Source organism: Vibrio sp. Vb0888, assembly GCF_033338835.1.
GTDB lineage: Bacteria > Pseudomonadota > Gammaproteobacteria > Enterobacterales > Vibrionaceae > Vibrio > Vibrio alginolyticus.
The window spans coordinates 38,450-64,284 of record NZ_JAWOTL010000013.1 but is presented as its reverse complement, the minus strand read 5'-3'; the positions used below and the strand labels follow the sequence as shown (position 1 = coordinate 64,284).

Below are 25,835 nucleotides of genomic sequence, written 5' to 3'. Positions count from 1 at the left end.
TGGAAATGAAGAATATGAAAACGACTGGCTCTACGACAGGAGCAACAGACACAGCTGCGAGTAGTGCACCATTACCCACTTTCCAACAAAACTTGATAGAGGCATTTACCCCTGTACTGGGTGAAGCAGAGACTCAGCAACTTGCCTCTCTAATCTCTTCATTGCCAACTATCTCGGGACAAACGGAATCACAAAGCATCGCGCTTTATGTTGATACACTTGAAAACCTAAAAGCGAAAAATAACGCGTTTGCTGATATATCATTGACCGACACCGCATCTGTTTGGATAAAGTCGCTACAAAGTGCTAACTCAGATGGCGAATTAACCGCAGCCGAGTTTAATGCTCAAACAAACCAAACGCTATCAAATCAGTTTCAGGCTTGGTTTAGTAAGTTACTGACGGAAAACGTAGATAGCTCGTTATCTACTGAGTTTGTTAGTCAATTTAATCTGGGCACTCAGGGTAACCAAGCGGAGCAGATCGCCAACCTCTCCGAGACAGGTCTGGCTAACGCCACCAAAGAAATTTCTCTTTTTGTTGCAGTGCTTGCTAATCAAATGGGCTCCCGTGAAGTGAGAGATGCTTCTATTTCTTTTCTTCGCAATGCCTTTAGTAGCCTAGGTTCCGTTAATCTCGCGCAGCTGAAGAGCTCGGATTTTCTGTTGACTAAAGAGAGTTTCGCTCTTCAAGTCTCAGCTCAATTAAAAAGTAGTTTTCAAGGCATCGGTATTACTTTAAGCACCGATGACGCAAGTTCGCTAGCTAGCAGAATTACCTGGACTCCTGGTATTTCTAAACAGCAGCTTAAAGAAGCGTTAGATGAAATGGCCGCTCAAGTGAAAGGCCAATATAGCGCAGCTTATGGCGAGGCGAGTGGAACGAACAATCTAAAAGCAGCACTTAATACTGTCATTGGTGGAACTGAGCCTTTGACCCTTTCTAGTCTGTTCGCCAACTTCGCGGTGAGTTTAACAAATATAGAAATCGACGACTTTTACCAGGACAGCGCGATAGCCGATGTCCAAAAGACACAAATAACGGCAGCTCAAGTTAATTTGATCAAAGAAAACACCGAACGAGATATCCGATTACAGTTTGAAAAAATAGTAAAAGGTGAATCTACCGGGGCTTCATTTACTGAGCGATACGAGGCATTGCGCAAGAACTTAGGGGCATTGAAAGAGCGTCTACTCAATATCACCGATAAAGAGAAAGCGGATCGCGAGGTGAGAGCAGAGCACTCTCTAACGGCTCGTGATTTGTTGGCCGTTGTTGAGTCCAGCATTGGAGACCGTTTTGATGAGCAAGTGCTGCTTGCACTAAATGAGCGTCGTGTTAACCGTTTAGAGAAACGTAATGACCAGAAAGAGGCATTAGAGGATCTCACAATACAGCTTAAAGTTTTTGGTGTTGTGCAATCAAAAATTCACTCTACGCAAAGTGTTGATGGGGTTTATAAACCGGGATATCCAGAAAGTAACTTCAAAGCGAGTGACTTTAACTACAGCAATCAAACGGATTTTGAAGCTTCACCTGAGTACAAGTATTTGACGGATAATAAGATAACAAACCATCGAGACTTCCTTCAAACACAAGGTATTACTATCGGTGATGGTGCGTCGTACCAAGACGAAGAGAAGTCGAAAAAACTGTCTAATTTTTCTAGTTCTGTCAGTGCTAAATCCAAGTTGCTTAACGATGAAGTGCAAATCAAAACCACTGAGCTGAACGACACCAGTTCTCAATACAACTCGACCGTTGAAGCGATGAACAAGTTTGTTCAGAAGTACCACAGTATTTTACAAGAAATCCTACGAGCCATTTAAGGATAACCAACCATGACTAAAACAAACGCGACCGATCCATCCCAAATGCAAGCAGAAGAGCTGCTGTCTTTTCTGGAAGAGGGAGGCACGCTAAAAATGTTGCACGATGTGTCTCAGGACACCATCGAACATATTTATGCCGTAGGTTACAACTTTTTCCAATCGGGAAAGATTGAGCAAGCAGCGAAAGTATTTCAATTACTCAGCATGCTTGATCATTATCAGGCGCGATTTTTCATTGGCCTTGGCGCGGCTCGTCAGGAGTTGGGTGAGTATCTGCAGGCAATAGACGCCTACAGCTACGCAGCGCTAGTGGACGTAAATGATCCACGCCCACCTTTTCACTCTGCTGAATGTCACCTTAAACTGGAACAACTGACAGAAGCAGAGAGTGGGTTTTACAGCGCGAAGGAGATGTCTGCCGGAAAATCACAATATGCAGATTTGCATGAGCGTGCAGGCATCATGTTAGAAGCGGTGAGAAATAAAAAGGAGTAATTAGACTATGAGTTCTATTGCACTTGACCGCATCCAGACACAGGTTTATAGCCCTGAATCTGGCCAAGCCACGTTAGATAACGTGCAGAAAACGGCGTCTACAGCGACGCCTTCTGTGACGGTAGAAAACGTGAAGAGTAAAGATGCAGATGTACTGAACACCGGAAAAGTAAAAGTTCAGTTAGATGCACCTAACGCAGCTGTTAGTGACAAAGTGAATGATTTGACGCTAAAAGCCATGGCACAGCTGCAAAAGATCGTCGATACCATTGCAAAATCTCTCCATGCAGTTGCAGACCAAACAGGTTCGATTGCCGTCAAAATCATCGCAGGATCTGCTGATGATTTTGAAGTAGAGCTTGCTGCTATCACGGATAAACTGAAAAGTGCTCAAAACGAGCTGAAAATTCAGGAAGTGAAGGTCGCAAAAGCTAAGCACGAAAAAGAGATGGTGGAAAACCAAGACAAAATCAAAGAATCGGAAGCCGCTGCAAAAGAAGCCCAAAAATCAGGCTTAGCAGCGAAGATCTTTGGTTGGATCAGTGCGGTGGTTTCTATTGTTGTTGGTGCCGTAATGGTGGCAACGGGTGTCGGTGCAGCAGCCGGTGCACTTATGATCGCTGGTGGCGTCATGGGAGCAGTGAGCATGGCGTTGCAAGAGCCAGCCGTTCAAGATGCGCTAAAAGAAGCGGGCGTAAATGTCGATGTGTTAAACAAAGTCGTAATGGCATTAGAAATCGCCGTCGCGGTTATCGGAGCTGTTGTGACGTTTGGTGGTGCAGCAGCTGGCGGTATCGCGAAACTTGCAGCGAAAGGTGCTGGTAAGGTAGCTCAAAAGGTCACGGAAATCGCTACGAAAGCCGCTGCAAACATGGCGAAAGTGGCGGATATGGGCACAAAAGCTGCGACAACAACAGCGAAAGCGATTCGTTATGGCGCAGAAACCGTTGATCTCGCCGTCAACGTGGGTAAAGGCGCAACGGACAGTGTCCATGCTGCTAACAATGCTCACGTGACAGAGATTCAGGCTGATATCACAGACCTTCGAGCCAAAATGACGTTAAGCCAGGCTGTCATTGATAAGCTCAAAGAAGAGATTGGTAAGTTGATGGAAGACTTCCAAGAGTTGATGAGCCTCATCATGCAAATGATTCAAGCGAAAAGTGAAACTATGCAAACGGTGTTAAGCCGTCCTGCAACGGTATAAGGAGTTTATTATGCTAGATAAAGTAGGCGGAATGGGTCGTGGTGAACTATACGGTTTAGGCGATACCATAAAAACCAACAAAGCAGAAAAAGCGCCGGAAACAAAGCTTGAAGCGGGCGCCGTTAAAAGCCAAAGTGAGTCAGGTGTTTCTGGTGCAGCACGCTACCAGTTAGAGACACCTAAAGCTCCTACAGTGAGTAACCAAGCTCAAGTTGTTGCAAACCTAATGAGCGCTCTTGCACCGACGGTGAGCTCATTAATGAGCACAACGATGAAAGCGCTTAACGGTGAGGAGGTGATCAAGTCACCATCAGATGCGGTATCACAATCGTTGACGCTATTAACATTGTTGTATCAAGTATCAAAGCTGAGCCGTGAGCAGCAAGTGCTACAACGTGAAATTGCTGTTGAAGCAAACGTCGCGAGTTTAGAAAGCCAAGCGGCAGAACTCAACAACTCGGCAAGCGCAATGATCGCGATGGCAGTCGTTTCGGGTGTATTAGCGGGTGCTACCGCAATTATTGGTGCCCTTGGTTCTTTCAAAGCAGGGAAAGAAATCAAGAATGAAATGGCGAGCAATAATGTACTGAAAACGCAAAAAGCTGGCTTCGATCAAGCAGAAGAGTTATTAAATAACAATAGCTTGTCTAAAACGCAGCAAGATCAGGTTAAGCGTGCGCACTCACTAGCGAAAGACAATATCGCAGACACGACAGCGCAGCTGACAAGTGGTGGCCGTAAGTTCGATAAGTTGATGAGCTCAAACCAAGCGAAGAACGCTATTCTTCAAGCTTTGGGCCAGATGGCAAACTCAGCATCGAATGTAGAGCAAACCAAAGCGCAAGCGCGCAGCAAAGATGATGAAGTACAAGCGACTCGCGCACAAGCAGCCAAACAGAAAGCCGATGAAAACATTGGTTTCCAAGAAGGCTTATTGAAAGAGCTACGTGACTTGTTCCGATCTATCTCAGATAGCCAGAACCAAGCGTGGCGAGCATCAGTCCCAACGGTGTAACCATCCGTTTCACTAACTACAAAGCGTTGTTTATACAACGCTTTTTTTATGGGATTCAAGTCTAAATGCTATTTATCAGTAGGTTAAGTTGATAAAAAAGTATATCTATAAATCAACCTCCAAGGATGAGAACTTAAACGTTATCAAATTGTTAACGATTGCTATACTTAAACGGTCATCAACACAAGTAAAAGGGATGTTCAATGTTTAAGTTTAAGCAAATCGCACTTGCGGCTTCTTTGGCTGCACTCACAACAGGCTTTTCTGCGTCTGCGGAGGAAACGTTTGTCACGATTGGTACCGGTGGCGTAACAGGGGTTTATTATCCGACTGGTGGCGCTATTTGTCGCTTGGTTAACAAATCGCGAGAAGAGCACGGTATCCGTTGTTCGGTAGAAAGTACTGGGGGATCGATTTATAACATCAACACTATTCGTGCTGGTGAATTGGACCTCGGTATCGCGCAATCAGACTGGCAGTATCATGCTTACAAAGGAACCAGTAAGTTTGAAGAAAGCGGGCCTTTTAAAGAGCTACGCGCCGTCTTCTCCGTTCATCCAGAACCGTTTACTGTCGTTGCACGTAAAGACGCGAACATCAAAACTTTTGATGATTTGAAAGGTAAGCGCGTTAACATTGGTAATCCTGGTTCTGGTCAGCGAGGTACTATGGAAGTGCTAATGAACCAGTATGGTTGGAGTAACGACGACTTTAAGCTTGTCTCTGAGTTAAAAGCAGCAGAGCAATCAAAAGCACTTTGTGATAACAAAATTGATGCGATGATTTATACCGTTGGTCACCCAAGTGGAGCGATTAAAGAAGCCACTACGTCGTGTGATAGTAATATCGTAACGGTAGCTGGACCTAATGTAGAAAAACTGGTTGCAGACAACAGCTTCTATCGTGTCGCAAATGTCCCAGGTGGTATGTATCGTGGCACAGATAGTGATGTTCAAACCTTTGGTGTGGGCGCGACGTTTGTTTCTTCTACTGCGGTACCAGAAGATGTGGTTTATAACGTGGTTAAAGCGGTATTTGAAAACTTCGATGATTTCCGCCGTCTCCACCCAGCGTTTGCAAACTTGAAGAAAGAGGAAATGGTAAAAGACGGTTTATCTGCGCCTCTTCACCCAGGTGCGCTCAAATACTACAAAGAAGTAGGGCTGATTAAGTAAGCGTTACCCTCTCTTATTATTGATGTAAAACGCCATCTTTCTCGATCAATGCCACTCGTTTAACTGCGAGTGGCATATTTCTATCTCTCGTCATCCTGTACAGCGACGAAGGAGCGTGATACAGGATCTTCCATCCGAGCACTTTGTGATCAAAATGGTTTCATTAGCCGCTCAGTGTAGTGCTATTAGATTCCTAACCTCGCTGGAGTGACACAAAAAATCGTTAAGCTATCTGCATTAATCTTTCGCGCTGGTGTTTTTGTAGGAGTGTTATCCACTTGTACAAGTTTTGCTTAAACATAAACATCAATGAAAAAGTAGATAGTGATGAGAATAGAAGAAAGAGCAACAAACCCTTTAACATGATTGGGATTCAGTTGACGAGATACACGAGCTGCAAGATACCCACCTACCAACGTACCGACCAAAACAACACTACCTGTGTGCCAGTCAATGGAGCCATTGGCAACAAAAATCACGATAGCAATGAGTGAAACACACGTAGATACGAGCAGTTTCAAACCGTTCATTAAATTAATGTCTTGGTGGCCAGCTACTACCAGATAGCTCAGAACAATAACCCCTAAACCTGCGTTGAAAAAACCACCGTAAGCAGAGACACCAACAAGTAGTAAACCCAACGCGATTGCTCCGAGTATGCCAGCATGTTTGTGCTCTTTCGCGACAGTTTTGATTAGCATTGTTAAACGAGAACCGGTGAGAAAAAGCACGGTGGCAAATAAGAGTAACCAAGGGATGGCTTCCATAAATAGCGATTCTGGCGTGTTGAGCAACAGATATGCTCCGACAGCGCCGCCGACTAAACTGAATGAGACTGTGAACAGCAGTTCATGCTTGTTCTTCATGATCTCTTCTCTGAACCCGACGGCTCCACTAATGTAACCCGCACATGAAGCATATGTGTTTGTTGCGTTAGCCATAATAGGAGGAACACCAACTGCCAATAGAGCCGGAAAAGTAATAAAGCTTCCGCCTCCCGCTATGGAGTTAATGATCCCACCAATTACGCCAGCAATGAATAAAAGTGAGAGTTCTAAAAGCATAAACAATCCTTGTTATGTTCTTTTTTATTGTTAGAGCTTCAGATGATCTAACCTACATGCTCTAATGTTCTGATATGAGGTTTACTTTACCCGCTCTAAAACAAAATTGTTCAGTTCTGTAACGTTTTTGATGACATGAACGGCTTTACTTTGAGAGTACCCTTCGAGGCGAGACATAAAGTCATCATTCCAGAATGCGGGGCATTGCTGAAGAACTTTGTAGCTTTGTAACGTTCCTTTCAGTACCGAACTACCATCAGGCCAACCTTCAGGTTTAATGAATAGTCCTTTAAGGAGACGTTTCGTCACAAACCAATAGCTTACTGAGTATGGTAGATCAATATAAATGAGAGTATCGGCTGCATCTAAACGAGCGTTGAAAGAGCTGATCGGTCCAAGGCCATCTATAATCCAACGATCTGAGCTTAGTATATTGCTATGGGCTTCATCAAAAACGCTACGCTCAACGGGATCACCGTTTGGTTTATATACTATTGAATCTAATTGATGAAGAGGAAGACCGGTAGCCGACGAGATTACTTTACTTACCGTCGATTTTCCACTACCGGGTTTACCAAAAACTGCTATTTTTTGCATAGTGACCGCCTCCAAGAGAGCTTTTCCCATACGGTAGAGACAGAAAACCCACCGCTATGGGTGGGTTCGATAAATACTGAGCGCATCAAAAAATCCCACCATTCCTATGGAATGATGATAATTCGTTGGTTAAGTTGCGCTAAGTGTGTGTTCATACAATCACCTTCATATAACGACAGTGATTTGTCAATACCATCTGCACAATAAGCGAACGATTTGGAGGGCGGAAGATAAAGCCATCACGATGGATGGCTTTATCTAGGTTGAAAGAGACAGCGATTACTGCTCAACGCTGACTGGCTGTGCTTTAAACTTTTGAATCAGCTTTACGATTAGTGGACTTGCCAATACCAATACAGCTAAAACAGTAAAGGTAAGGGTAATAGGACGCTCCCATAGGAAACTCAGTTCTCCATCTGAAATCATTAATGCGCGGCGTAAGTTCTCTTCCATTAATCCTCCAAGGATGAAGCCCAGCAATAAAGGTGCGAGCGGGAAGTTAGCGAGCCGAAGTGCAATGGCAGCCATAGCAACAATCAGCATCACGAACACATCCATAGTGTTAAAGGAGACCAAATAAACCCCGGTGATTGAGAAGAATAAAATCATCGGTAGAAGCACCGTTCTTGGAACCGCCAAAAGCTTTGAAATATACGGAATCAACGGTAAGTTCAGGATCACAAGTACGATGTTGCCGAAGTACATGGAAATGATCACTGACCAGAACACATCTGGGTGTTCAACAAACAGGCGAGGGCCAGGTTGAATACCATAAGCGATCAGAGCGCCGAGCATTATTGCTGTTGTACCAGAACCCGGAATACCAAGCGTTAGCAGTGGAACAAATGAACCACTAGACGCTGCGTTGTTTGCTGACTCTGGCGCAACCAAGCCACGGATACTGCCTTTACCGAACTCATCCTTTTTCTCTTTAGGTGCGAGGTTGCGCTCCATACCATAGCTTAAAAAAGCAGCAATAGTTGCCCCTGCGCCAGGAAGAACGCCAGTGAAGAAACCTAATATTGAAGAGCGAATTGAAACAGGCGCAACATCTTTGATTTCTTCCTTGGTCACTTTCATTGAGCCAATGTTGCTCAGCTTTTCTTGTTCTTCATCGCTGGTGTCTTTTGATGGTTTAAGAATGCCCATCAATGTTTCACCCAGTGCGAATGTCGCCATTGCAAGCAACAAGAAGCTAAAGCCATCCATTAAATCCGTTAAACCGAAGGTAAAGCGTTCAACGCCTACGCCTTTATCGATTCCAACTGTAGATAGCATCAAACCAAGAATGGTCATCATCCACGCTTTGATTACCTGACCTTTCCCCGCAAAAGCCGCGACTGCTGATAACCCAAGTAGCATCAACGCAAAATAGTCCGACGATTGGAAGCTAAGGGAGACGCTAGCCAATGCTGGTGCGGCAACAAGCAACATAATGGCAGATAACGTTCCGCCAGTGAAAGATGAATAAGCTGCCAAAGCTAATGCTTTACCTGCTTGGCCTTTTTGGGCCATTGGGTAGCCGTCGAATGCTGTCACCACGGTTGAAGAACAACCCGGCGCGTTGATCAAAATCGACGATGTAGAACCACCAAATACCGCACCGTAATAAACACCCGCCATTAAAATAAGGCCAGAGGAGGGCTCTAGGCCATAAGTAATTGGGATCATCAAAGCAATGGCTGAGATCGGCCCAAGTCCAGGTAACATGCCGATAAATGTACCGACGAAGCAGCCCACGATCACCATCATAATGTTCATTGGCATTACTGCGGTGGATAAACCTTGTAGAATTCCATCTAACATATTTCAGTCCTTTCTTTGACTACCAGATGGTGAAAATCAAACCCGGTTCGAGATAGATGTCCAAACCTTGAGTGAGTAATAAGTAGAACGCGATCACGAATGGAAACGACGCGCCAAACAGAACGGGTTTACGTCTTTCCCCGAGCAGATAAAAGCCAGCCAATAAAAAGAAGCCAGTAGCTATCACAAAACCTAGATAAGTCAGGCCCACGCCGTAGAGTGCCATTAAAATTAAAAAGGCAATCAGTAACTTCCAATTGAAGGTCAGCACTGCGCCACTTTGTTTATCTGGTTGTCCTGTCACCAGCAATAGCAAAGAAAGGCCGACACCAACGTAAGTCAGGATGGTTGGCAGAGTACGTGCGGTGAATGGTTCATACTCATCACCTGGAAACAATGGAATTTGTGAGGTTTGATAACCGTAGCAAAGACAGAAAAGTAGAAAGATCATTGCGCCGACGCGGTCACGACAGAGCAAATACTCTTTGGTGAAAAAGTTGGTTGAACGAGGCATATTCAACTCCTAACAAAAGTAAAAAAGACCGCATATGGACGTCAATGAATAAACTAAACCATTAACAATTAAGCATTTCGCTGCTAGTCGAGCCGCTTTGGGTATATAAACAAAGGAGTGTGCATGTCGATTGTCGACAATGTCCATATGCGGTGAAACTTAGAGTGCAAATACAATGGGGAAATACCAACCTACGTTATTCATTGAGGTTGGTATCTGAGGGACCCCAATTCGATTGTTACTTCAGGAAGCCTAACTCGCGCATTAAGTCACCCATCTGTTGCTCTTGATCTTCAAGAAACGCGAAGAATGCTTTATCCGCTTTATAGTTGTCGATCCAACCATTGCGGTCTCGAACGACTTGCCATTCGTCGGTGTTATACATTTTAGTAAATGCGGCATTCCATTCATCTAGCTTTTCTTGGCTTGTGCCTGGTGCTGCAAAGAATCCACGCCAGTTAGCAAAGACAGTTTCATTACCATATTCGGTGAGAGTTGGAATGTTAGGCGCAGCTTCTAAACGTTTTGGTGCTGTAATCGCTAACACTTTCACTTGCCCAGACTTAGACATTTCGAGTACTTCACCTAGCCCTGTAGAGAGCAGTTGTGTTTCGCCTGAAAGTAGGGCTGCCATGGCTTTTCCACCTGCATCATAGGCAATGTAACGAACTTTACGCGCATCAAAACCTTCACCTTTGAAAGCTGCTGCTATAACCAAATGATCCATAGAACCACGAGCAGAGCCACCAGCAACCTTCACCTTACGTGGGTTTTCTTTAAAAGCTTTAACGACATCTTCCCAAGAGCTATAAGGAGAATCGGCTGATGTAACAATGGCGCCATAATCGGCAACCGTTGCGGCAACAGGAGTCAAGTCGCGGAAAGATTGTGGGAAGATCCCACTGAGCGAGCGAACGACGATCGGTGTTGAGTTCACCATGAGTGTATCTTCTTGACGATCAGCCGTTTCAATCAAATGTGCGATTGCTTTGCCACCGCCACCACCAGATAGGTTTTGAAATGATACGGTTTCGACGATGTCTGATTTTATTAATACATCACCAGTACCTCGGGCGGTCATGTCCCAACCGCCACCGGCACCTCCAGGGATAAGAAAGTGCATTTTTTCAATATCTGCAGCAAGAGCGTTGAATGAAAATGAAGCTGCGATGATTGAAGCTGCGAGCGTTGGTTTGAGTACCTTTAACATGTTCACGTTCCTTATGTTAGCGACTCTATTTAGTTGAGCCTTATTGTTTTTGCTCAGTTGTCATGCCTTGTAAGCGTTAAAGCTGAACTTGGTGTAAAGGTTAATTAAGTGTTAAATATCTGTCTGTAAAAGAGATATAAAGAGAATATTGAGCATTTCGGTTATTTTGTTCATAAAGTTCACGGCGAGAAGTTGGTGTTAGGTCACGCGGCTTTACGCTTTGGTAGGCCATAATAAAATGACGGAAAATGAACGAGGAAAAGAGAATGAAAGGGACGTGTTTGTGCGGCGCAATTGAAGTCATCGCTGAGGTTAAAAATGAGGTTAGCCTGTGCCATTGCTCTATGTGTCGAAAATGGTCGAGTGGCGCACTTCATGCGGTGCATTGTGGGCCTAACGTGACGTTTAAAGGTGGCGAACCTAAACGTTATCAGTCGTCAGACTGGGGTGTGAGGGGGTTTTGCGGTGAGTGTGGGACAAACCTTTTCTACCATTTGTTGCCGACAGGTGAGTACATTCTTTCCGCTGGTTTGTTCGATAACCCAGATTTCAAACTCACTTTAGAGATTTTTACCGATGAAAAGCCAGCTTATTATGACCTCAATTCCGCTTCACAAAAGATGACTTCGCAACAAGTCTTTGATCAATTTGTACCTAAAGAATAGTTTTTTATCCGATTATTGTTCGACAGCTGAGCTTTTAGTTTTTAGATCATAAGCTTAAAAGTTTATAAGTTGTCGACAATATGAGTTCCCCATTCTTTATTCCTGCTAAAAACGGCACTTAATAGGCATTTTAGGCCCATTTAAATTACGACCTTAGTCTAAATTGTCGACAATTTACTTGATTGTCGACACTTTGATCGACTACTTTATATTCAGGTTAAGAAATTGTAGACATTTCGATGTCGGTAACAAGAGTATCTGAATATGAACTCTGAGTTGAAAGCTCGTTATAAAGTGCTGGGTTCTGAGAAAGAACACACCAAATCCGAAACGCTGACCGAAACACTGATTGAAGTCATTGTTAATGGCGATGTGAAGCCTGGCCATAAGATATCAGAGCCTGAGCTAGCAAAGAAATATCAGGTCAGTCGTGGGCCTTTGCGTGAAGCATTGATGCGCTTAGAGGGGCTAGGGCTCATCGAGCGAATTCCTCATGTTGGGGCTAGAGTGACCACTTTTTCTCCGGAAAAGCTGATAGAACTTTATGCCGTTCGAGAAGCATTGGAAGGCATGGCGGCAAGGTTAGCTGCGCGACACATTACGCAAGAAGAGCTCTTAAGCTTGGAAATGCTATTGTCGACACACTCCAAGCATATAGACCAAATGGAAGGCGCGCCTTACTTCCATCAACATGGTGACTTTGATTTTCACTATCGCATCATCCAAGCGAGCAGAAACAGTAAGTTAATATCTCTGCTGTGTGATGAACTCTATCACTTATTACGGATGTATCGTTACCAGTCGCCACGTGCACAATCTCGCCCGAATGAGGCGCTCACCGAACACAAATTCATTTTGGAAGCCATTCGCAATCGCGATGAAGAGCTTGCAGAAATGTTGATGAGAAGACACATATCAGGAAGTCGAAAGCTCATCCAATCTCAAATTATACATACAGAAAGTTTAGACAAAGACTAGAAGGAATTCGTCATGAGCTTAACACCGGGAGCGAAATTCAGACTCGCCATTGAACAAAATAATCCACTACAAATTGTCGGCACTATAAACCCGTATTGCGCCATGATGGCAAAAAACTTGGGTCACCAAGCGATTTACTTGTCTGGTGGCGGTATCGCAAATGCGTCATACGGATTGCCGGATCTCGGTATCACAACATTAAATGACGTTTTGGTTGATGTTGACCGTATTACTAACGCATGTGATTTGCCTCTTTTGGTTGATATCGACACGGGCTTTGGCGGTGCATTTAACATTGCTCGTACGATCAAAGCGATGGAAAAAGCGGGCGCGGCAGCGGTGCACATGGAAGACCAAGTCGCACAGAAACGTTGTGGTCATCGTCCGAACAAAGCAATAGTCAGCCAGCAAGAGATGGTTGATCGTGTAAAAGCCGCGGTTGATGCACGCAATGATGAAAGTTTCGTGATTATGGCTCGTACTGACGCGTTAGCTGTTGAAGGCATGGACAGCGCAATTGAGCGTGCGATTGCGTGTGTGGAAGCTGGCGCAGACATGATCTTCCCCGAAGCGATGAACAAGCTGGACCAGTACCTTCAGTTTTCAAATGCGCTTGAGCAAGCGACCGGAAAGCACGTTCCTATTCTGGCGAATATTACAGAATTTGGCGCGACACCGCTGTATGGCTGCGATGAGCTAGCGAAAGCAAAAGTGGACATGGTGCTTTATCCATTAAGTGCGTTCCGTGCTATGAACAAAGCTGCTGAAACGGTCTACAAACATTTGCTAGAAGTGGGTAATCAGGAAGCACTGGTTGATTCGATGCAAACACGTAAAGAGTTGTATCAGCACCTGAATTACCACGACTACGAAGACAAACTTGACCAGTTATTCTCTGAAGGGAAATAGCGGGGAAAAGCAAAAATAAACGGAAGCCCAAGAAAAAGATAATCGGAATTTATCTCATCTAATAACGTGAAATTCGTTTGGCTAAAAACACCCCAGAGAGGGAAAAGTCAGACAGAAAAGGAGTTCAAACAATGTCTCAAACTGCAGAAAAGAAAGCAGAATTAGGTGGCGCAGGCCTTCGTGGTCAAAGCGCAGGAAGCACAGCTTTATGTACTGTCGGAAAAACGGGAACTGGTCTAACTTATCGTGGATACGATATTACTGATCTTGCGAACAACGCACAGTTTGAAGAAGTGGCTCACCTTCTGTTACGCGGTCACTTGCCGAATCAACAAGAACTCGATGCATACAAGACACACCTACTCAGCCTTAGAGGTTTGCCAGCCGAGCTAAAACAAGCTTTAGAGTTAATTCCTGCAAGCGCACACCCAATGGACGTAATGCGCACGGGTTGTTCTGTATTGGGTAACCTAGAGCAGGAAATGAGCTTCGAGGAGCAACTGAAAGCAACCGAACGTATGCTCGCCTTGTTCCCTGCCATCATCTGTTACTGGTACCGCTTTAGTCATGATGGCGTGCGTATCAACACCGAGGATCAGACTGAAGATTGCATCGGTGGTTACTTTTTGCGATTACTTACAGACAAAGCGCCATCTGCGCTGCACAAACAAGTGATGCATTGCTCGCTCATTCTTTATGCTGAACATGAGTTTAATGCTTCTACATTCGCAGCACGCGTTTGTGCATCAACGTTGTCAGACATCCATTCTTGTATCACGGCAGCAATCGGTACGCTTCGTGGACCACTTCACGGCGGTGCGAACGAAGCGGCGATGGAAATGATTGAAGATTGGCAAACGCCCGACGAGGCGGAAGCGAACATCATGAAAATGCTAGCCAATAAAGACAAGATCATGGGCTTCGGTCATGCGATTTATCGTGAAAGTGACCCTCGCAACGCCTTAATAAAACGATGGTCCAAAGAGCTATCGAAACAAGTTGGTGATACTCATCTATATGCGGTTTCTGAGCGTGTTGAATCAGTGATGAAGCGAGAGAAAGGTCTGTTCTGTAATGCGGACTTCTTCCATGCATCGGCTTACCACTTCATGGACATTCCAACCAAACTATTTACCCCAATCTTTGTGATGAGTCGTTTAACGGGCTGGGCTGCACACGTTTATGAACAGCGTGCCAATAACCGTATTATTCGCCCAAGTGCCGATTATACGGGCCCAGATCATCAAGAATGGGTGCCTATCGAGAATCGCTAGCGCGAAGGTCAACGAGGGCATTATATGCTTTGGTTGACCACCTCCTTCCTTTGTCATTCTCTCTAACAGAGGAAGGAGATCCTCTCATCACTGTGTTTCTGGAGCAATGGAAAACCTTGATGAAGGCAAGATGTAAAGACTGAATGGAAGCAAACCATGAACACAAATATTAATACTCAATATCGTAAGCCGCTTCCGGGAACTCAACTGGATTATTTTGATGCACGCGAAGCCGTCAATGCCATTTCTCCTGGAGCCTATGAAACACTCCCTTATACCTCTCGCGTGCTAGCTGAGCAACTGGTCCGCCGCTGTGACCCGAACACATTGACAGATAGCCTGAAACAGTTAATTGAACGCAAACGCGATCTTGATTTTCCTTGGTATCCAGCACGCGTTGTTTGTCATGACATTCTTGGTCAGACCGCTCTAGTCGATTTAGCGGGTCTGCGCGATGCCATTTCAGATCAGGGCGGTGATCCTGCAAAAGTGAACCCAGTGGTTGAGACACAATTGATCGTTGACCACTCTTTAGCGGTTGAACATGCGGGCTTTGACCCTGATGCCTTCGACAAAAACCGCGCGATTGAAGAGCGCCGTAATGAAGACCGATTCCACTTTATTGAGTGGTGTAAAACAGCGTTTGAAAACGTCAGCGTGATTCCAGCTGGGAATGGCATCATGCACCAAATCAACTTGGAAAAAATGTCTCCTGTGGTACAAGCAAAGCAGGGCATTGCCTACCCAGACACCTGTGTGGGTACGGACAGTCACACGCCTCACGTAGACGCTCTTGGTGTTATTGCGATAGGTGTCGGTGGTCTGGAAGCAGAAACCGTCATGCTTGGCCGACCATCAATGATGCGTCTACCAGATATTGTCGGTGTCAAACTGACGGGTAAACGTCAACCGGGCATTACCGCAACGGATATTGTCCTCGCGATTACTGAGTTTCTGCGTAATGAGCGTGTGGTATCTTCATATCTTGAATTCTTCGGAGAAGGCGCACGTGATCTAACGATCGGAGACCGCGCAACGATTTCAAACATGACACCAGAATACGGCGCAACAGCTGGCATGTTTTATATTGATGAGCAGACCATCAATTACTTGAAACTAACTGGTCGAGATGAAGAACAAGTTGCTTTAGTAGAAAATTACGCAAAACAAACCGGTCTTTGGGCAGACGATCTTGATAGCGCAGTTTACGAGCGCGTACTTGAGTTCGATTTATCATCAGTTAGCCGTAACTTGGCTGGTCCGTCAAACCCTCATCGTCGTTTACCAACTTCTGAGTTGGCACAGCGCGGCATTTCTGGAGCGTGGGAAGAGAAAGAAGGCGAGTTGCCAGATGGTGCAGTGATCATCGCTGCTATTACCTCATGTACGAATACCAGTAACCCAAGAAACGTGGTTGCTGCTGGCCTTGTCGCGAAGAAAGCCAACGAACTTGGTCTTGTACGTAAACCTTGGGTGAAATCGTCTTTTGCTCCGGGTTCTAAAGTTGCACGCTTGTATCTGGAAGAAGCGGGCTTGTTACCAGAGCTAGAGAAGCTTGGCTTTGGCATTGTTGGTTACGCATGTACAACTTGTAACGGTATGAGTGGTGCGCTGGATCCAAAAATCCAACAAGAGATCATGGACCGTGATTTATATGCGACAGCGGTGCTTTCTGGTAACCGTAACTTTGATGGTCGAATCCATCCGTACGCCAAACAAGCTTTCTTGGCTTCACCACCATTGGTTGTCGCTTATGCGCTAGCCGGTACCATTCGTTTTGATATCGAGCGCGATGCGCTTGGCACGGACCAAAACGGCAAACCAATTTACTTAAATGATTTGTGGCCAAGCGATGAAGAGATCGATGCAGTTGTCGGTACTCATGTTAAACCTGAGCAGTTTAAGCAAGTTTACATTCAGATGTTTAAGCTGAATGATCAAGAGCAAAATCCCAACCCGCTGTACGACTGGCGTCCGATGAGTACCTATATCCGCCGACCACCGTACTGGGAAGGTGCGCTAGCGGGAGAAAGAACATTGTCTGGTATGCGTCCATTGGCGATTCTGGGCGACAACATCACCACTGATCACTTATCACCATCCAACGCGATTCTTGGAAGCAGCGCAGCAGGTGAATACTTAGCGAAAATGGGTGTGCCAGAAGAAGATTTCAACTCTTACGCGACTCACCGTGGTGACCACTTAACGGCGCAACGCGCGACCTTCGCTAATCCAAAGTTGTTCAATGAAATGGTGAAGGAAAACGGCGAAGTCGTGCAGGGATCTCTGGCGCGTGTAGAGCCAGAAGGGCAGGTTGTACGCATGTGGGAAGCGATTGAAACCTACATGAATCGTAAACAGCCACTGATCGTGGTGGCTGGCGCGGATTACGGTCAGGGTTCATCTCGTGACTGGGCAGCAAAAGGCGTTCGATTGGCTGGTGTAGAAGCAATCGTTGCAGAAGGCTTTGAGCGTATTCACCGAACTAACTTGGTTGGCATGGGCGTGTTACCACTGCAATTTAAGCCGGGTGTTAATCGCAATACATTAGAACTGGATGGTACTGAACTGTATGACGTGGTTGGTGAAATCAAGCCGGGTGCAGATTTAGCCTTGGTTATTACACGTAGCAACGGTGAGAAAGTCGATGTTCCGGTCACCTGTCGCTTAGATACCGCTGACGAAGTGCATGTGTATAACGCAGGTGGTGTTTTACAACGCTTTGCTCAAGATTTCCTGGCGCAATAGGGAGTAATTATGGAAAACAGTACTCCTAGCAAAATGAGCCAAATCAAAGTGCCTGCGACGTACATGCGTGGCGGCACAAGTAAAGGTGTTTTTTTCAGCCTTGAAGATTTGCCACCAGAGGCACAAGTCGCAGGTGCAGCGCGTGACAAACTGTTGTTGCGAGTTATCGGCAGCCCGGATCCTTACTCGAAGCAAATTGATGGCATGGGGGGCGCGACGTCAAGCACCAGTAAAACAGTGATTGTTTCGCGCAGCAGCAGAGCCGATCACGATGTTGACTACTTATTTGGCCAAGTGTCGATCGACAAACCATTCGTCGATTGGAGCGGTAACTGCGGCAACTTGTCTGCCGCTGTCGGTCCTTTCGCCATTCATGCTGGTCTGATCCCACAAGACCGCATTCCAGAAAATGGCATTGTGACGGTGCGTGTTTGGCAGGTGAACATCAGCAAAACCATCTTGATTCACGTGCCAATCGTCAATGGTTTCGTCCAAGAAACCGGAGAGTTTGAACTCGATGGTGTCACGTTTCCAGCGGCAGAGATTCAAGTGGATTTTGTTGATCCTTCCGATGGCGAAGGAAGTATGTTCCCAACGGGCAACTTAGTTGATGATTTGGTGGTGCCGGATGTGGGTACGTTCAACGCGACCTTTATTAACGCGGGCATACCAACCATTTTTATTGATGCTGAATCGATAGGATATCAGGGCACCGAGCTGCAAGACGATATCAACAACGATGACACAGCATTAGCGATGTTCGAATCCATCCGTGCATATGGCGCGTTAAAAATGGGCCTGATTTCTGATTTAGAAGAAGCTCAAACACGCCAACATACGCCGAAAATAGCGTTTGTTTCTAAACCGAAAAGTTACCTGTCTTCAAGTGGTAAAGCCGTTAACGAGTCGGATATTGATGTGCTCGTTCGCGCGCTGTCGATGGGCAAACTTCATCATGCAATGATGGGAACAGCAGCCGTTGCTATCGCTTCTGCTGCGTGTGTGCCCGGAACGTTAGTGAATTTAGCAGCTGGTGGCGGTGAAAAAGAGTCCGTGACTTTTGGTCACCCGTCAGGAACGTTAAAAGTTGGGGCACAAGCGAAGCAAACTGAGCAGGGCTGGGTGGTGCAAAAAGCCATTATGAGCCGAAGTGCGAGAATACTGATGGAGGGATTTGTGCGTGTACCCTTCTATGTCTTCGATTAAAAGAGACGATCTTTGGATTAAAAGAGCGATCTTTGAGTAGAACGAGAGCAATGTCAGGACATACTGGAGGAAGCAATATGTCTTCATACGAAAAAGAATACTTATGGGCGAAGAATGAACCGGAGAGTTTTTGGCGCGCTCAAGCGGAGAATATCGATTGGTTCGAATCTCCTAAAACTATCTTGAAATCTGATGAAAACGGCATAGAACGTTGGTTTCCAGATGGTGTAATGAATACGTGCTGGTTAGCATTAGATTACCATTGCGAGCAAGGACGCGGTGATAATACTGCACTCATTTATGACTCGCCAGTGACAGGTCGTAAAGCCACGTACACCTATAGCGACCTACGTGACCAAGTAGCAAAAATTGCTGGCATGCTGTCTGCTCAAGGTGTTGAAAAAGGCGACCGAGTCGTTATTTATATGCCGATGATCCCAGAAGCCGCAATGGCGATGCTTGCCTGCGCGCGTTTGGGGGCGATTCATTCCGTAGTATTCGGCGGTTTTGCTCCTAATGAGCTTGCTGTACGAATTGAAGATGCAGAGCCGAAAGTGATCATGACGGCGTCGTGCGGGATTGAGATCAATAAAGTCATTCCATACAAACCAATGGTAGACAAAGCCATTATGGACAGCCGTTGGAAGCCTGAGAAAGTGTTTGTTTTCCAACGTCCAGAGTGCGACGCTGAGCTAAACCAAGATAGAGACTTAGATTGGCAGCGAGAGTACAACCAAGCGCTGCCACATGGTTGTGTTCCGGTGTTAGCAACCGATCCGCTCTACATACTTTATACATCGGGTACGACAGGTAAGCCGAAAGGCGTTGTGCGTGATAACGGTGGCCATGCTGTCGCGATGAAGTACTCCATGAGCGCAATCTATAACATTCCTCAAGATGGCGTCTTTTGGGCGGCATCTGATGTGGGCTGGGTAGTAGGGCACTCTTACATTGTTTACGCTCCACTGATTCACGGTTGCACTACCATCCTATTCGAAGGCAAGCCTGTTCGAACACCGGATCCTGGGGCATTTTGGCGAGTGTGTGATGAATATAAAGTAGATGCGTTGTTCTCTGCACCAACGGCGTTTCGTGCGATTAAGAAAGAGGACCCGGAAGGCGAGCACTTAAAACGGTACGACTTGTCGAATCTGAAAACCATCTTTATGGCGGGAGAACGCCTTGACCCTCCGACACTGGAGTGGGTTCAGAGCAAAGCGGACAAGCCCGTTATTGACCACTGGTGGCAAACCGAGACGGGCTGGGCCATCGCGGGCAACCCGACAGGTGTCGAAATGATGCCAGTTAAAGCTGGTTCTTCGACGAAGCCCATTCCGGGTTATCAGGTCGAGATTCTGAATGAACTTGGAGAGGCTGTCGGGCCTAACCTACAAGGCTTTGTCGCATTAAAACGTCCGCTACCACCAAGCTGTCTGCCAACGGTTTGGCGTAATCATGACCGTTTTGAAACTGGTTATCTTAGCCAATTCCCAGGCTACTACGTGTCAGGTGATGGTGGCTATCTGGATGAAGACGGTTACCTGTTTATTATGGGACGTATTGATGACGTGATTAATGTCGCGGGACACCGATTGTCGACAGGTGAAATGGAAGAAATAGTAGGAGGCCACCCAGCGATTGCAGAATGTGCGGTGGTTGGTATCCACGATGATCTAAAAGGTCAGCTTCCACTTGGCTTTGTGGTACTAAAAGACGGTGTAAAAGTGGATGAGCTAGACCTTGAAGGTGAGCTTGTGGGCAAAGTGCGTAGTGAGATAGGTGCAGTTGCTTGCTTCAAGCATGCGTTGGTTGTAGACCGTTTACCGAAAACACGTTCAGGTAAAATTTTGCGTCGAACTATACGTCAAATAGCTGATGGTGAAAAATACACCGTTCCGTCAACGATTGATGACCCAAGTAGCTTGAACGAAATTGAGCGAGTGCTACGACGCTGAGAAAAACTCAATTCTAACTAACCCCTGATCCTCGAACTCTGTTGGTTGGTTCTGCCTCTGTACGTTTATTAAGTGCAGGGGCCTTTTTGTTGTTCAAACAGTACAAACGTATCGTGAAAGCATTTGTGACTTGCCAATACGACGTTTTCCTCACAAACTACAGCCATTCCATTTTTAGTGACCCTTTGTATGACCACGTTTGCGATTAAACCTGCGTGTTTTAGCGACCTAGAGTTGCTCAACGATCTTATGTTCGAGCTTCATGATGAGCATCATCTTCAATCTCCTGAGCTTTTCAAAACGGCAGAGGAGATAGAACAAGAAAAAAGCATTGCTCGATATATTGATGACCCTGAGTGCCTTGTTTACGTAGCAAAACAAGGAGATGAAATTATTGGCTTTATCTCTGGTCACTTCTGTGAACTTATTTCTACCGTCAGCCAGCCAGTTATGATGGGAAGTGTGGATGAGCTCTATGTGCTGCCTGAATATCGAAAACAAGGTACGGCGCAGGCATTGATTAATAAAATTGAGTCAACGTTCTCTGATTACGGTGCAAAACAGATGTTTGTTGAAGTATGGCATTTTAACCAGGGCGCAATATCTTTGTATGAAAAACAAGGATTTGCACATCATATCCACTATTTAAGAAAACCGCTGAACGAATAATCGTATTTAACTTTAATATTGTGATTTAGGTTCTATCGAATTGAAATCATTCAGTTCGTCAATAGACTTTTCTCTATAAGTTGCTCGCAATGTTAACAAATTGATATGCACCCACATTGGTATCGGCGTTTTTGTCTGCTTGTTTATTAGTAGCACGAGGATCGTGCTTACAAAAACAAGAGGACAATATTTTGAAACTAATAAAATCGTTACTTGCTTTAGCCGTTTTGCCAATGTTCGCAAGTGCTGATGATTTGTCACGGACGCAAAATCATACTATCCAACCCCAGATCGTAGGCGGAGTAACTGCCGACCCACGTGACTGGAAATTCTACACCCAAATTGTTAGTCGTTATGGTAACCGATCATATTGTGGGGCCAGTTATATCGGGAATGGTTACGTCCTGACTGCTGCGCATTGTGTTGAGGGTGATTCTCCGAATCAGATAGCGGTTAAAATCGGTGGCGTTGTTTATAACGGTAGTGACGGTGTTCGTGCAAACGTCAGTGAGATCCATATGCACCCGGCATATCGCCGCGCGACGCTTTCTCATGACCTCGCGGTATTGAAGCTCGACTCTGTGCCTCAAGGTGTTTCTTCAGTTGAGATTGCGAATGGCAGTCTAACGCAATACGCGAGCATCGGAGATTGGCTTAGTGTTGCTGGCTTAGGGCGAACTTCTGAAGGAGGAAGCTCTCCGTCTCGATTGCAAGAGGTTGACGTCCCACTTGTGTCGGATATGACTTGCCGTCAAGCCGGTGGCAACTACACAACGGTTGGAGAAGTGTCATTCTGTGCGGGTATTCCTCAAGGTGGGATAGATTCTTGTCAGGGAGATAGTGGTGGTCCAATCGTCATTAATCGCAGTGGTGTAATTACTCAACTTGGTGTGGTCAGTTGGGGAATAGGTTGTGCTCGTCCTGGTATGTATGGGGTTTATAGCGATATCGCTGCTATGCGCAATTTTGTCGATGGTGTTATCGGAACAGCAACACCACCAAAAGAAAATGTTTCTGTTGGATACACCACCGAACAGACACTGGCATCATTTAATGTTGGGGAGTTACAGCAACATAGCTTTGTTATCCAGAATTCAGGGAACACCACGTTCACTGTGGAAAATGTTCGCGCGTTTGCTTCGGGTGTTACTGATGCAGCTGTTATTGCCAATGATCAGTGCTCTCAGGCGACGTTAGCAATGAATGCAAGTTGTCGTGTTGATGTTGAATTTGGTGCTACTCAGAGCGGAGAAGCAAGAGTGGCTTTGAACTTCAACGTTGATAAGACCAGCACACAATACCAAGCGTTAGTATCTGCTCAAGCGAAAACGGTGACAACGCCTCCCACAGATAGCTGTACAACTGTATGGCAAGCCAGCTTAGTGTATCTCAAAGGAGATACGGTCACTTGGAATGGTAAAGTTTGGCAAGCGCAGTGGTGGACTCAAGGTGATAACCCAGCAGACTCAGGGCCTTGGGGGGTTTGGCAAAAAGTAGGCGATGAGAATTGCACGTCTAACTAACGATCGGGCCAGTGAATTTGATTCGTTGACCATGAGATAAGATTCATTCTTGGTTTCAACGATCAGTACATAGTTATCATAACTGGGGTTTATTGTTTGCGAATAATAAGCCCTTTTTTATTGTGTCAACTATGAGAACCCACAAAATGTGTATGACTTTGTCCTGACGTTATCTTTATATAACTGGCAGAATTGCGATCAACATTTTATGTTTTGTCTGATTTTTGTCAGGTTTGCATTAAATTATTCTCCAGTGAGCGTTGAGTTCAGGTTTTACGCGATCAACTCAGTTTGGCATAACTCGTTACTTAATTTTTGTCGAAAAAGATAAGATTAACTGCCATGATTCATTGGTTATCATTATGTTTATTTAAGGTCATATTTTGTGTTGAGACAGCTGTTATTACTCATCCTTTGTTTTATTTTGTTACCTGTTTCACCGATCTCTACGGCTAAAGCCACTGCGAGCGAAGTTAAAGGAGCGCTCTGTATTGTTCGCGCTGATGACAAGTTAGTGCTAGTTCATGAAGTATTAACGGATAAGATTTCTCTACCTGGCGGAACCATCATTGATGGTGAGTCTCCACAAGTTGCTGCTCAACGAGAAACGTGGGAAGAAACCGGTATAGTGGTTACGGTTGGAGAGGAGCTTGGCAGAACGGACACTGCAGTTTTTTACGACTGTATATCAGACTCTGACATTATCGCTTTTTCTATGAATAATTCTTTAGGTGGAAATGAACTGCCTATTTGGTTTGCCCCTCATTATGGAGTAGAAGTTGCGTCAGCGATGCTGCTTAGCCCATCTGAATTACCATCATCTTTGTATCGTTATCCTGAGCAATGGCCACAAGTCACTCAGTTTTTTGATCAAGCTACCAAGCAATCAGTATCTTATGTTACTCAGCTGATCGAATCCGCGCCTTCATTTCGTCAGGTTGAATTGGCGTGGCTGATAGATTTACAGAGTTGGGTAGGGGCGTTGTCAGAAACGAGTTACGAGGTAGCTAGTCAGATCTCGAAACTCGTTATAGATCTGACAGAACCAACGGTACTACTCTTTCTATTTCCTTTTGCCATGATGCGCTTTGGTAGCCGGTTTGTGTACCGACTCTTTTTCGCAATTAGTGCAACGTCGCTTATGGTGCTTGTCGCTCAACAAGGCTTTTCGCTACCGCGCCCACATGTCTATATACCAATGATGGAGTTAACGCACAGCTTTGGCTTTAGTTTTCCTAGCTTGCCTATCGCTGTGTGGTTTTGTGTGCTGACGTTCTTGTTTCATAGAACCCAGTATTTTGGTTTGAATGGAACAACGGCAGTCTTCGTGTTCATCACTCTTACTGTGGTGTTAGGTAAGTTTTTCCTCGGCAGTGCCTTTATTTTAGATATGTTATTTGGCGCGCTGTTAGGCAGCTTGGTGGCTTGGCATGTTCTTCGACTGGAGACAAATCAAGATGTGAACGTTGATCAAGTTCTAAGCTCAAAAGGCGTCTGGTTCGTTATGACTGCGGCAACAGCGGTCATCTCCGTCATCTGGCCATTACCTGTGTTTGGTCGCTGGCTAGCAATTTTAATCACTGCATCAGCGTTGGTCATGACATTTAAAGAGTCGAAAGCACATTTAGATACTCGGCAGATGATCTTTGTAACGCTGGCATTGTTGCTTGTTGATCAACTCTATTTGTACTCGGCTAATATCGTATCGTTTAGCGGTTTGTGGTCATTAGTCTTGTCGACGTTACATTATCCATTATTAATGTTGTTATTTATGCTGCTTGCAAGGAAGCTGACTTGTGAAAACCAACCGAGCAAAACGTTGCTAGATTGATGGCTGTATTTGTTATCTATTAGTATTTGAGTAAAAACAAAGCCTTGCATTACAGCAAGGCTTTTACACGTTTAGTCCACGAACAACGCCGCTTGCCTATCTTGGACGGCTAGGGGTGTTAAACGTAAGAAGCTTAACGCAACAGACATGGCGGAAAGGGCTATGCATTGAGCACGAACTTTTCTATAGCTTTAGCGACACCGTGCTCATCATTACTTGCCGTAATGTAGTCAGCGATTTGCTTGGTTTCTTCCATTGCATTTGCCATCGCGATACCAAGGCCAGCGTATTTCAGCATGTGGTGGTCATTTTCTGCGTCACCCATACAGATAACTTCTTCCGGTTTAATTCCCAGATACTCGGCAATTGCGGCAACACCAATACCTTTGTTGCTCGCAGGGTTAAGAAACTCAAGGAAAAACGGAGCGCTTTGAACAACCGTAAACGCTTCGCGCATTTCAGCTGGCAGTGCTGCTATAACTTCTGTTAGTTTGCTTGGCTCTGCAACCATCATAGCTTTGATGATTGGATGATCGTCTTCTAGTGATTCGAAGTTCATCTCGGTGACATTTAAGCCATTTATCTTTGCTTCAATATCGGTGTAAGGGTTGTGTTCGTTGGTGATTAAACCATGAACTTGACTAAAAGCATGGACGTACGCACCTAGCTCTTCGGCTTTTCGCGCCACCAATTTTGCAGCTTTACCATCTATGATTTGCTGGTGGACGATGTCGTTTGTGCCTACGTTCTTGACCATCGAACCGTTGTAGTAAAGAACAAAATCTCGATCGGAATGGATATTCAGTTCGTCGAGCTTGTCTTGCATTCCTTCTAATGGGCGACCAGAAGCGAGAACGACAGTAACGCCTGCTTCTCGAGCTTTTGCGATCGCTTGTTTGTTTTCTTCAGAAATGGCTTTATCACTATTGAGTAGCGTGCCATCCATATCTAGTGCGATCAGTTTATACATCATTTCTTACCTTAAAGTTTTTTAGGATCTGTCAGTGAAAAAGGCTTGGTTTAACGTTAACCAGAAACCTGCATTCATTACGCTATGAAACTACAAAATGGTCTATTTTAACAATTAATTTTTGGTTTAAATTGACCTAGACACGCGTGTCCATTATGGTCTTCGCCTTGAAATGTTATGAGTTGAGTGAGT

21 protein-coding genes are annotated in these 25,835 nt (G+C 45.3%); 15 read left to right on the top strand and 6 right to left on the bottom strand.

Annotation, left to right across the window (positions count from 1 at the left end):
- Positions 1-5: 5 nt before the first annotated feature.
- From R7P72_RS17340 to R7P72_RS17320, 5 genes are all read left to right on the top strand, one after another.
- The gene (locus tag R7P72_RS17340) at positions 6-1,829 is read left to right on the top strand and encodes a virulence-associated V antigen (RefSeq protein WP_281418509.1); all 1,824 of its coding nucleotides are present in this window, start codon (positions 6-8) and stop codon (positions 1,827-1,829) included.
- A gap of 12 nt (positions 1,830-1,841) precedes the next feature.
- Complete coding sequence (gene vcrH, locus R7P72_RS17335; RefSeq protein WP_005377258.1) at positions 1,842-2,327, top strand: SycD/LcrH family type III secretion system chaperone VcrH; 486 nt, start codon at positions 1,842-1,844, stop codon at positions 2,325-2,327.
- A 7-nt stretch (positions 2,328-2,334) separates the two neighbouring features.
- Positions 2,335-3,534, top strand: a complete 1,200-nt coding sequence (gene vopB / locus R7P72_RS17330; RefSeq protein ID WP_005377260.1) for a type III secretion system translocon subunit VopB — start codon at positions 2,335-2,337, stop codon at positions 3,532-3,534.
- A 10-nt stretch (positions 3,535-3,544) separates the two neighbouring features.
- Positions 3,545-4,549 carry a type III secretion system translocon subunit VopD gene (gene vopD / locus R7P72_RS17325; RefSeq protein ID WP_047102689.1) on the top strand — a complete coding sequence of 335 codons (1,005 nt, stop codon included), beginning with the start codon at positions 3,545-3,547 and terminating at the stop codon, positions 4,547-4,549.
- A 203-nt stretch (positions 4,550-4,752) separates the two neighbouring features.
- Positions 4,753-5,724, top strand: a complete 972-nt coding sequence (locus tag R7P72_RS17320) for a TAXI family TRAP transporter solute-binding subunit (RefSeq protein WP_005377264.1) — start codon at positions 4,753-4,755, stop codon at positions 5,722-5,724.
- Between the two features lie 293 nt (positions 5,725-6,017).
- On the opposite strand, the gene R7P72_RS17315 is transcribed toward R7P72_RS17320, so the two are convergent.
- The 5 genes from R7P72_RS17315 to R7P72_RS17295 all read right to left on the bottom strand — a co-directional run bounded on the left by R7P72_RS17315 (position 6,018) and on the right by R7P72_RS17295 (position 10,915).
- Positions 6,018-6,788 (bottom strand): sulfite exporter TauE/SafE family protein, encoded by a 771-nt coding sequence (locus R7P72_RS17315; RefSeq protein ID WP_047102688.1) that lies wholly within the window; start codon positions 6,786-6,788, stop codon positions 6,018-6,020.
- Positions 6,789-6,869: 81 nt separating this feature from the next.
- Positions 6,870-7,385 (bottom strand): adenylate kinase, encoded by a 516-nt coding sequence (locus R7P72_RS17310; protein WP_047102687.1) that lies wholly within the window; start codon positions 7,383-7,385, stop codon positions 6,870-6,872.
- A gap of 279 nt (positions 7,386-7,664) precedes the next feature.
- Positions 7,665-9,191, bottom strand: coding sequence for a tripartite tricarboxylate transporter permease (locus tag R7P72_RS17305; RefSeq protein WP_005388177.1), 1,527 nt, complete (start codon positions 9,189-9,191; stop codon positions 7,665-7,667).
- Positions 9,192-9,210: 19 nt separating this feature from the next.
- On the bottom strand, positions 9,211-9,705 hold the full coding sequence (locus R7P72_RS17300) for a tripartite tricarboxylate transporter TctB family protein (RefSeq protein ID WP_005388179.1): 495 nt from the start codon (positions 9,703-9,705) through the stop codon (positions 9,211-9,213).
- A 238-nt stretch (positions 9,706-9,943) separates the two neighbouring features.
- Positions 9,944-10,915, bottom strand: coding sequence for a tripartite tricarboxylate transporter substrate binding protein (locus tag R7P72_RS17295; RefSeq protein ID WP_005388181.1), 972 nt, complete (start codon positions 10,913-10,915; stop codon positions 9,944-9,946).
- Positions 10,916-11,181: 266 nt separating this feature from the next.
- On the opposite strand from R7P72_RS17295, the gene R7P72_RS17290 reads away from it, so the two are divergent.
- The 10 genes from R7P72_RS17290 to R7P72_RS17245 all read left to right on the top strand — a co-directional run bounded on the left by R7P72_RS17290 (position 11,182) and on the right by R7P72_RS17245 (position 24,673).
- The gene (locus tag R7P72_RS17290) at positions 11,182-11,580 is read left to right on the top strand and encodes a GFA family protein (RefSeq protein ID WP_017633774.1); all 399 of its coding nucleotides are present in this window, start codon (positions 11,182-11,184) and stop codon (positions 11,578-11,580) included.
- 264 nt (positions 11,581-11,844) lie between these two features.
- A complete protein-coding gene (locus R7P72_RS17285) occupies positions 11,845-12,558 on the top strand; it encodes a GntR family transcriptional regulator (RefSeq protein ID WP_285437660.1) in 714 nt (237 codons plus the stop codon).
- Between the two features lie 12 nt (positions 12,559-12,570).
- Positions 12,571-13,467 carry a methylisocitrate lyase gene (prpB, locus tag R7P72_RS17280; protein ID WP_005388185.1) on the top strand — a complete coding sequence of 299 codons (897 nt, stop codon included), beginning with the start codon at positions 12,571-12,573 and terminating at the stop codon, positions 13,465-13,467.
- A 131-nt stretch (positions 13,468-13,598) separates the two neighbouring features.
- Positions 13,599-14,741, top strand: coding sequence for a 2-methylcitrate synthase (prpC, locus tag R7P72_RS17275; protein ID WP_005377283.1), 1,143 nt, complete (start codon positions 13,599-13,601; stop codon positions 14,739-14,741).
- 156 nt (positions 14,742-14,897) lie between these two features.
- Positions 14,898-17,489 carry a Fe/S-dependent 2-methylisocitrate dehydratase AcnD gene (acnD, locus tag R7P72_RS17270; protein WP_047102686.1) on the top strand — a complete coding sequence of 864 codons (2,592 nt, stop codon included), beginning with the start codon at positions 14,898-14,900 and terminating at the stop codon, positions 17,487-17,489.
- A gap of 9 nt (positions 17,490-17,498) precedes the next feature.
- A complete protein-coding gene (gene prpF / locus R7P72_RS17265; protein WP_047102685.1) occupies positions 17,499-18,695 on the top strand; it encodes a 2-methylaconitate cis-trans isomerase PrpF in 1,197 nt (398 codons plus the stop codon).
- 77 nt (positions 18,696-18,772) lie between these two features.
- Positions 18,773-20,650, top strand: coding sequence for a propionyl-CoA synthetase (locus tag R7P72_RS17260; protein ID WP_053307036.1), 1,878 nt, complete (start codon positions 18,773-18,775; stop codon positions 20,648-20,650).
- A gap of 189 nt (positions 20,651-20,839) precedes the next feature.
- Complete coding sequence (locus R7P72_RS17255) at positions 20,840-21,319, top strand: GNAT family N-acetyltransferase (protein ID WP_005377290.1); 480 nt, start codon at positions 20,840-20,842, stop codon at positions 21,317-21,319.
- Between the two features lie 191 nt (positions 21,320-21,510).
- Complete coding sequence (locus tag R7P72_RS17250; RefSeq protein WP_053304404.1) at positions 21,511-22,842, top strand: trypsin-like serine protease; 1,332 nt, start codon at positions 21,511-21,513, stop codon at positions 22,840-22,842.
- A gap of 385 nt (positions 22,843-23,227) precedes the next feature.
- Positions 23,228-24,673, top strand: a complete 1,446-nt coding sequence (locus R7P72_RS17245; protein ID WP_053304405.1) for a bifunctional NUDIX hydrolase/phosphatase PAP2 family protein — start codon at positions 23,228-23,230, stop codon at positions 24,671-24,673.
- Positions 24,674-24,833: 160 nt separating this feature from the next.
- Here R7P72_RS17245 and R7P72_RS17240 read toward each other — a convergent pair whose 3' ends face one another.
- Positions 24,834-25,643 (bottom strand): Cof-type HAD-IIB family hydrolase, encoded by an 810-nt coding sequence (locus R7P72_RS17240; RefSeq protein WP_086046778.1) that lies wholly within the window; start codon positions 25,641-25,643, stop codon positions 24,834-24,836.
- Between the last annotated feature and the right edge of the window lie 192 nt (positions 25,644-25,835).

Coding starts and splice junctions, on each gene's coding strand:
- R7P72_RS17310 (WP_047102687.1), bottom strand. CDS start 7,385: ATGCAAAAAATAGCAGTTTTTGGTAAACCCGGTAGTGGAAAATCGACG.
- acnD (WP_047102686.1), top strand. CDS start 14,898: ATGAACACAAATATTAATACTCAATATCGTAAGCCGCTTCCGGGAACT.
- prpF (WP_047102685.1), top strand. CDS start 17,499: ATGGAAAACAGTACTCCTAGCAAAATGAGCCAAATCAAAGTGCCTGCG.
- vcrH (WP_005377258.1), top strand. CDS start 1,842: ATGACTAAAACAAACGCGACCGATCCATCCCAAATGCAAGCAGAAGAG.
- R7P72_RS17255 (WP_005377290.1), top strand. CDS start 20,840: ATGACCACGTTTGCGATTAAACCTGCGTGTTTTAGCGACCTAGAGTTG.
- R7P72_RS17295 (WP_005388181.1), bottom strand. CDS start 10,915: ATGTTAAAGGTACTCAAACCAACGCTCGCAGCTTCAATCATCGCAGCT.
- vopB (WP_005377260.1), top strand. CDS start 2,335: ATGAGTTCTATTGCACTTGACCGCATCCAGACACAGGTTTATAGCCCT.
- R7P72_RS17340 (WP_281418509.1), top strand. CDS start 6: ATGAAGAATATGAAAACGACTGGCTCTACGACAGGAGCAACAGACACA.
- prpC (WP_005377283.1), top strand. CDS start 13,599: ATGTCTCAAACTGCAGAAAAGAAAGCAGAATTAGGTGGCGCAGGCCTT.
- R7P72_RS17260 (WP_053307036.1), top strand. CDS start 18,773: ATGTCTTCATACGAAAAAGAATACTTATGGGCGAAGAATGAACCGGAG.
- prpB (WP_005388185.1), top strand. CDS start 12,571: ATGAGCTTAACACCGGGAGCGAAATTCAGACTCGCCATTGAACAAAAT.
- R7P72_RS17300 (WP_005388179.1), bottom strand. CDS start 9,705: ATGCCTCGTTCAACCAACTTTTTCACCAAAGAGTATTTGCTCTGTCGT.
- vopD (WP_047102689.1), top strand. CDS start 3,545: ATGCTAGATAAAGTAGGCGGAATGGGTCGTGGTGAACTATACGGTTTA.
- R7P72_RS17305 (WP_005388177.1), bottom strand. CDS start 9,191: ATGTTAGATGGAATTCTACAAGGTTTATCCACCGCAGTAATGCCAATG.
- R7P72_RS17315 (WP_047102688.1), bottom strand. CDS start 6,788: ATGCTTTTAGAACTCTCACTTTTATTCATTGCTGGCGTAATTGGTGGG.
- R7P72_RS17240 (WP_086046778.1), bottom strand. CDS start 25,643: ATGTATAAACTGATCGCACTAGATATGGATGGCACGCTACTCAATAGT.
- R7P72_RS17320 (WP_005377264.1), top strand. CDS start 4,753: ATGTTTAAGTTTAAGCAAATCGCACTTGCGGCTTCTTTGGCTGCACTC.
- R7P72_RS17290 (WP_017633774.1), top strand. CDS start 11,182: ATGAAAGGGACGTGTTTGTGCGGCGCAATTGAAGTCATCGCTGAGGTT.
- R7P72_RS17285 (WP_285437660.1), top strand. CDS start 11,845: ATGAACTCTGAGTTGAAAGCTCGTTATAAAGTGCTGGGTTCTGAGAAA.